Consider the following 7987-nt stretch of genomic DNA (forward strand, 5'->3'; position numbering starts at 1 on the left):
CTTTTCGTAAAAAAAACCGGGTTTCTGGGCCCCGTGCGTCCAGGACTGTAAATTCATGCCCATTCGAGCTAAAAGTTTTTCTCGATTTGGGTTTTAAGCCATTTTAGCTTCTGTTTTTGTTTAATTTCCGTTAATCAGATCAGAAGAACTGATTGATAATTGGTACGAAATTCAACGGAATTTTTCTCTTCAGGTAGCCCGTGATTTCATTCTCAATTATCTCAATCAAAAAGTAGGTCTAAAAAGTAAATATTAACAGCTCGCTAAGTGCAGGATTAATTGGACTTGTCGCATCTCAACAAATATCCGTGCTTTTTGCAACTGTTTGTAATGGCACAAGCTTAATCCGCCGTCGGGATTACCTTATTTTTGCACTTTATTCACATTTAAGTTAATTTGTCAATGCCTAAGTTCTAGATATGAGCGGGTCTAGACATATCTGACGATCGATCTACTAACTATAACAAGCCGTACACATCTCCTCTGAAGACCAAGGGCGAGATCCCTTCACTCTGTTCTGCCTGCTTTTGGAGGAAGTTGTGGAGCGAGATCCCTCCTAACATAAATCTTTATTTGTATTTTTTTTAAGAAATGTAAAAATTAATATTTTTTTAGTTGAAATTTAAGTTTTGCTTAAAGTGCAGGCTAGTGTTTATATTAGAGGGTACATCTACTTAGAAATTGATAATTGCTAAAAAAATGTGTATTTATTATTAAAATAGGCTGCAAAGATGATTAACTTAGCCGGCTACGAGATTACCAACCAAATTCATGAAAGTAACAATTCTTTAGTTTACCGAGGAGTGAGAAAGCCAGACAACCAACCAGTCATTCTCAAATTTCTCAAGCAAGATTATCCGATGCCAGCTTCGTTAGTTAGATACAAGCAGGAATACGAAATTACACGCAATCTTAACCTAGAAACTGTACCTAAAACCTACAGCTTAGAAAAATACCAGAACAGTTTGGCCATAATTTTCGAGGATAGTGGTGGAGAATCATTAAAGCTGTGGTTTGCCGCTCAAAAACTTACCTTAGAAGAGTTTTTGTCAACAGCTATTAAAATAACCAGAGCTTTAGGTCAAATTCATCAACATAACATTATTCATAAAGATATCAACCCCAGCAATATTATTATTAACTCGACAACAGGGCTAGTCCAAATCATAGATTTTGGCATCTCTACTGTCTTATCGCGTGAGAATCCTACCCTAAAAAATCCTAATGTTTTAGAAGGCACTCTTACCTATATATCGCCGGAACAAACAGGCAGAATGAACCGATCGATCGACTACCGCACTGATTTTTACTCATTAGGAGTCACTTTTTACGAACTGCTAACGGGGCAACTGCCATGGGATTACAACGATGCAATGGAATTAGTACACTGTCATATTGCTAAACAAGCAGTACCGCCCCATGAAATCAATCCCGAAACAAAAATTCCTAAAGCGGTTTCTGATATTGTCATGAAGCTCTTAGAAAAAACTGCTGAAAAAAGATACCAAAGTGCTAGGGGAATCATCGCAGATTTAGAAAAATGCCTAGAACAACTACAGGCTAAAGGAACGATTGCTGATTTTGCGATCGCCCAAAAAGATATTACGGATAAATTTCAAATTCCCCAAAAACTCTATGGGAGAGAACGAGAACTAGAAACCTTGCTAACCGCGTTTAATCGCGTCAGCAATGGCACGAAAGAAATTATGTTAGTGTCGGGTTATTCTGGGATTGGTAAATCCGCCTTAGTGCAAGAAGTTTATAAACCGATTACTAAGGCAAACGGTTATTTTATAGCCGGGAAATTCGACCAATTTCAACGCAATATTCCTTACTCGGCGATTGTCAAAGCGTTTCAGTCCTTAGTCAAGCAACTTCTAACGGAAAGCGAAACCCAACTCAATGCTTGGAAAGAAAAACTTTTAGCAGCGTTTGGTGATAACGGTCAAATCATTATAGATGTCATTCCCGACGTAGAATTCATTGTTGGCAAACAGCCACCCGTCCAAGAGTTAGGTGCTACAGAAGCGCAAAATCGTTTTAATTTAGTATTTCAAAAATTTATCCGGGTGTTTTGTTCAGTCGAGCACCCCTTAGTCATTTTTCTAGACGATTTGCAATGGGCTGACTCCGCTACTCTGAAACTGCTGCAAGTAATGATGGCAGATGAGGAAACGAAATATTTATTTCTAATGGGAGCTTATCGAGATAACGAAGTGAGCCAGACCCATCCTTTAATCATGACTCTGGAGGGGCTGCAAAATCAAGGCGCGACTATTAACCACATTACCTTAACTCCCTTAGATATCGAACATATTACTAACTTGATAGCTGATACTGTACGGAGGGATAGAGGCTCAGTCATCCTCCTAGCTGAGTTAGTCGTCGGTAAAACTCAAGGCAATCCTTTTTTTGTCAATCAGTTTCTCAGAACTCTCTATGAAGAAAACCTCCTGATTTTTAATTTGGAGCAAAGAAACTGGGATTGGAATATTTCAGACATTGAAGCCGTAGGGATTACCGATAACGTCGTTGAGTTGATGGTCGGTAAATTGAGAAAAATGCCAGATTCCACTCAGCAGGTTTTACGGTTAGCCGCTTGTGTGGGCAATAGTTTTGACTTAAATACTCTCTCGATTGTCAACGAAAAATCTACCGCTGAAACCTTTCAACAGCTATTGCCAGCCATCCAAGATGGATTAATTTTAGCCACTTCAGAACTCGGCGTAACAGAAGAAGAAATCGTTCAGTCTCATCTCGTCATTACTACTTATAAGTTTTTGCACGATCGCGTGCAACAAGCTGCTTATGCCCTGATTGAGGAATCTTCTAAAAAAACAGTTCACTTACAAATCGGTCGCCTGCTTTGGCAAAATACCTCGCCAGAGAAACGAGCGGAAAATATATTTGCGATCGTCGATCATCTTAATTTAGGAATTGAAGGGGTTGGCGATGAATCGGAACGAACTGAAATCGCTAAACTAAATTTAATTGCTGGTCAAAAAGCTAAAGCAGCTACAGCCCATGAGTCAGCGGTTAAATATTTGGAAGCAGGTTTAAAACTGTTAGCAGAAGATAGCTGGAACAGTCTGTACGAAATGACATTAGCGCTGCATGAGGAAGCAGCAGAGGCAGCTTTTTTGAGCGGTAATTTTTACCGGATGCAGAAATTAGTATCAGTCGTGCAAAACTGTGCCAAAACGCTATTGGACAAAATAAAAGTCTATGAAGTCCAGATTCAAGCTTATGTGTCGCAGAACAAGCTAATTGATGCAGTTAATACAGCGTTACAGGCTGTAAAGCTGTTAGGAGTAGAGTTTCCCCAAGCGCCGAAACCGTCAGATATTGAGCAGGCACTAGGGGAAACTGCGACAATTTTGAATGGGAAACGAATTGAGGATTTAATTGAGCTGCGTCACATGAGCGATCCCTCTAAACTAGCAGCTATGAAACTTATGTCAAGCATCTTTTCTCCTGCATATATTGCAACCCCAGAACTGTTGCCCTTGACATTGTGCAAACAAGTAGATTTATCCGTCCAATATGGCAATGCTTCCGTGTCTCCGTTTGCTTATGCCAATTATGGTCTTCTGCTTTGCGGAGTTGTCGGAGATATTGATTCAGGCTATCAGTTTGGTCAATTGGCTTTAAGTCTAATGTCCAAGTTAAATGCTCAAGAAATTAAAGCCAAGACAGTTGTCATAGTAAATTCATTTATCCGACCTTGGAAAGAGCATCTGAGAGAAAGCTTAGAGCCTTTGGTGTCAGCTTACGTTAGCGGCATGGAGACGGGAGATTTAGAATATGCAAGCTATGGTCTAATGCAGTACGCCTATTTCGCTTACTTTAGCGGCAAAGAACTGACTGTCCTTGAAAGAGAGATGGCCACTTACAGAGATGCTGTTCATAAAATCAAGCAAAAAACAGCGCTTCATTATATAGAGACCTATTGGCAGGCTGTCTTAAATCTGCTCGGAAAAAGTGAAAATCCCAGCCTTCTCAAGGGTGAAGCCTGCGATGAGCAGATCAGGTTGCTATTGCACGAGCAAGCAAATGACAAAGCGGGAGTTGCTTACATATATTGGAACAAACTTTTACTTAGTTACTGGTTTGAAAATTACTCAGAAGCGATTGAAAATATTGCCATAGCAGAGAAATATTTAGACGGATTGGTAGGATTGCCCCCTGTTCCTATTTTCCATTTTTACGATTCTTTGGTGTGGTTGGCGGTGTATTCTGATACTCCACAGTCAGAGCAGCAGGGCATTCTTGACAGAGTACAAGCCAATCAAGAAAAAATGCAGAAATGGGCGCATCATGCTCCAATGAATCATCTGCATAAATTCTATCTAGTAGAGGCAGAACGGCATCGGGTTTTAGACGAAAAAATAGAAGCGATTGAGATGTACGACAAGGCTATTGCCCTTGCCAAAGAAAACCAGTACATCAACGAGGAAGCACTGGCTCACGAACTTGCTGCCAAATTTTACTTGTCATGGGGCAAAGAAACGATCGCCCAAGTTTATATGCAAAACGCTCATTATAGCTACCAATCTTGGGGCGCTATAGCTAAAGTTAAAGATTTAGAAGAGAGATACCCCCAATTCCTAGCGAGAACATCAGCTAAGACAACAACTCAAACAAAAGCTAACCAAACAACAACTCAGCCTACTACCACTAGCACTAATTTGGGAGATACGCTAGATTTAGCCACAGTAATGAAAGCTTCCCAAGCAATTTCAGGTGAAATAGTTTTGAGTAAATTGCTGGAAAGGTTGATGAAAATCGCCATCGAAAATGCAGGCGCCCAAAAAGGATTTTTAATTTTAGAAAAAGCAGGAAACTGGGCCATCGAGGCTGAAGGTTCCGTGAAAGAGGATGAAATTAGCGTACTGCGATCGCATCCCCTCAATGCAGAAGCAGCTTCTGGGGAAACACCAAAACTGGCAAGTGCGATCGCCCACTACGTCATCCGCACCCAGGAAAACGTAGTTTTAAATAACGCCACCCAAGAGGGACAATTTACCCGCGATCCTTATATAGCAGCCACTCAACCCAAATCCATTCTCTGCACACCTCTGCTGCACCAAGGCAAACTGACAGGCATTCTTTACCTAGAAAATAACCTCACAGAAGGAGCTTTCACTACAGATAGACTAGAACTGTTAAAATTGTTATCGGCCCAAATAGCCATTTCCATTGAAAATGCCCAACTCTACAATAATTTGCAGGAGTTCAATCAAAACTTAGAGCAATTAGTGTGCGATCGCACCCAGGAATTATCCAACACGCTGGATGCTTTAAAAGCGGCTCAAAGCAAGCTAGTCGAATCTGAAAAAATGGCATCGCTGGGAGGATTAGTTGCAGGCGTCGCCCACGAAATTAATACTCCCATCGGCGTTGGTGTCACCGTTGCGTCAGCTTTGGCAGAACATACCACAGAATTTGCTTCTACTTATAAGAGTGGCAAAATGAAGCGCTCCGAGCTAGAAAAATTTTTGGATATAGCCACCCAAAGCAGTAACGCCCTTTTAACTAATCTAAATCAGGCTGCGGCATTGATTCAGAGCTTTAAAGAAGTGGCAGTCGATCGCTCTAGCGAAGAACGACGAACTTTCATAGTAAGAGATTATCTGGATGAAATTTTAATCCAATTAAAACCAAAATTGAGAAATAGCAAACATTCGATCGAAATTAAGGGAGACACCAAAATAGCCCTAGATTCTTATCCAGGTGCTTTATCCCAAGTTGTCACAAATTTACTGATGAACTCTCTGATTCATGCTTATGAACCGGGCGAATCTGGTCAGCTCGCTTTTGATTGGCAACAAGAGGGCGATCGGCTTACATTGGAATATTCCGATGACGGTCAAGGCATTCCCCCTGAAAATTTAAGTAAAATTTTCGAGCCATTCTTTACTACAAAACGCGGTCAGGGTGGTAGCGGGTTGGGATTGCATATTGTCTACAATTTAGTAACCCAAAAACTTCTGGGTGAAATAGAATGTAAAAGTGAGGTAGGAGTCGGCACCAAATTTATTATTAAGCTACCCTTGCAAATAAATTCACATAAATTCACAACCGTAGTTTCCTAAATCCCAACATCAGTAACAAAGAAAGGTAAGCAGCAATGGACAAGAGTATTTACGGCTTTTCAAATGAAATATCATCTGAAGAAGTGTTATTTGCGGATGAAGTTAACTCAGATGAAGAGTTATTTTTTGCCGATGAAGTATCAGAAGATTCTCCGACAGAAAGCTGGAAAATTTTGATTGTAGATGATGAAGCTCAAGTTCACACAGCTACCAATATAGCCTTAATAAATTTTGTTTATGAAAATAAATTTTTAAAATTTATTAGTGCTTATTCCGCTAAGGAAGCTAAACAGTTAATTCAAGAACATCCTGATGTGGCTATCATCCTGCTTGATGTAATCATGGAAACGGATGATGCTGGCTTAGAGTTTGTGAAATATGTCCGCCAAGTGTTAGGCAATCAGTTAGTGCGAATTATTTTACGCACGGGTCAACCCGGACAAGTACCCGAAAAAAGCGTTATTATCAATTACGATATAAATGACTATAAAACTAAAACTGAATTAACGACATCAAAGCTATACACTACAGTGCTAACAGCTTTGAGAAGTTTTTGTCTAGGTCATAAATTGCAGTCGGAAATAGAGCAGCGCAAACAAGTAGAGAAAGCACTGCGTATCAGTGAAGAAAAAGAACACCAAAAAGCTCTTGCCTTAGAGCATTTTGTCAAAGAACTGCAAGAAACACAACTCCAGCTAGTTCAAAGTGAAAAAATGTCTAGTCTCGGTCAATTAGTTGCAGGTGTCGCTCATGAAATTAATAATCCGGTTAACTTTATTTACGGCAACCTTTCGCACGCTAAAGACTATATTAAAGAACTAATCTATGTATTGAATCTTTACCAACAGCATTACCCGCAACCAGAAGCAGAAATTCTCAATGCAATAGAAGATGGAGAGTTGCCATTTATCATAGACGATTTGCCAAAGTTACTTTCTTCTATGCAGTTAGGTATTGAACGCATTCGTATGATTGTGCAGTCTCTACGCAATTTTTCGCGGTTGGATGAAACAGAAATCAAGTCAGTAGATATTCACGAAGGGATTGATAGCAGTTTGATGATCTTACAGCACAGACTAAAAGCTAGGTCAGATCGCCCTGCTATTAATGTGATTAAAGAGTATGACGTATTGCCGCTTTTGACTTGTTATGCAGGTCAGCTCAATCAGGTGTTTATGAACCTTTTAGCGAATGCTATAGATGCTTTGGAAGAGCGGGTAAGTAAAGAAAAAGGTACAGTTTTTCAGCCCCAGATATTAATTCGGACTGAAGTTTTACCGGGCACCTCACAGGAGAACATTAGCCTTGATTCAGGCATTCGGGTAACAATTGCTGATAATGGCGCTGGCATGACTGAGACAGTTCGTTCTAAACTTTTTACTCCCTATTTTACTACTAAGCCAATCGGAAAAGGTACAGGCATGGGATTGTCAATCAGCAAAAAAATTCTGCTCGAAAAACACTGCGGTCAATTGCAGTGTTTTTCTACCCCAGACGAGGGAACACAGTTTATTATTGAGATGCCAGCTATCTGTATAGAAACCAATTTCGCGGTAGCTACGGTCTAGGAAACCGCTTGGGCGGAATTCATCATATAGCGGTTTTCAGTTGCAGGGGAGAAATCAGCAGTAATTCCTAAAGTTACGCTAACGGGCTGAGACAAAAACTGAAGCCAAAATGGCTTAAAACCTAGATAGAAAAAGACTTTTACCTCGAAAGGGCATAAATCTAATATTTACAATGGTTTCAGGCATTTTTAGACCATAGACCTCTTTCTTTTGCGAGGGAGAGGTTTTCAGCCCCTAAAAAGGTGAGAAAATGTCTAAGTTTCATTAAGCAACTCACAGATAACTCCTATCGAAACTTCCGTTCTGACTCTTGAATGGGAACAT

At 40.2% G+C, this 7987-nt stretch carries 2 protein-coding genes; both read left to right on the forward strand.

Annotated features, from left to right (window positions below):
* Positions 1 to 731: 731 nt before the first annotated feature.
* On the forward strand, positions 732 to 6095 hold the full coding sequence (locus QUA38_RS11355) for an ATP-binding sensor histidine kinase (protein ID WP_333161797.1): 5364 nt from the start codon (positions 732 to 734) through the stop codon (positions 6093 to 6095).
* Between the two features lie 35 nt (positions 6096 to 6130).
* Positions 6131 to 7663 (forward strand): ATP-binding protein, encoded by a 1533-nt coding sequence (locus tag QUA38_RS11360; protein ID WP_333161799.1) that lies wholly within the window; start codon positions 6131 to 6133, stop codon positions 7661 to 7663.
* Positions 7664 to 7987 lie beyond the last annotated feature (324 nt).

The sequence above is a fragment of the Microcoleus sp. Pol12B4 genome (assembly GCF_036701385.1).
Lineage (GTDB): Bacteria > Cyanobacteriota > Cyanobacteriia > Cyanobacteriales > Microcoleaceae > Microcoleus.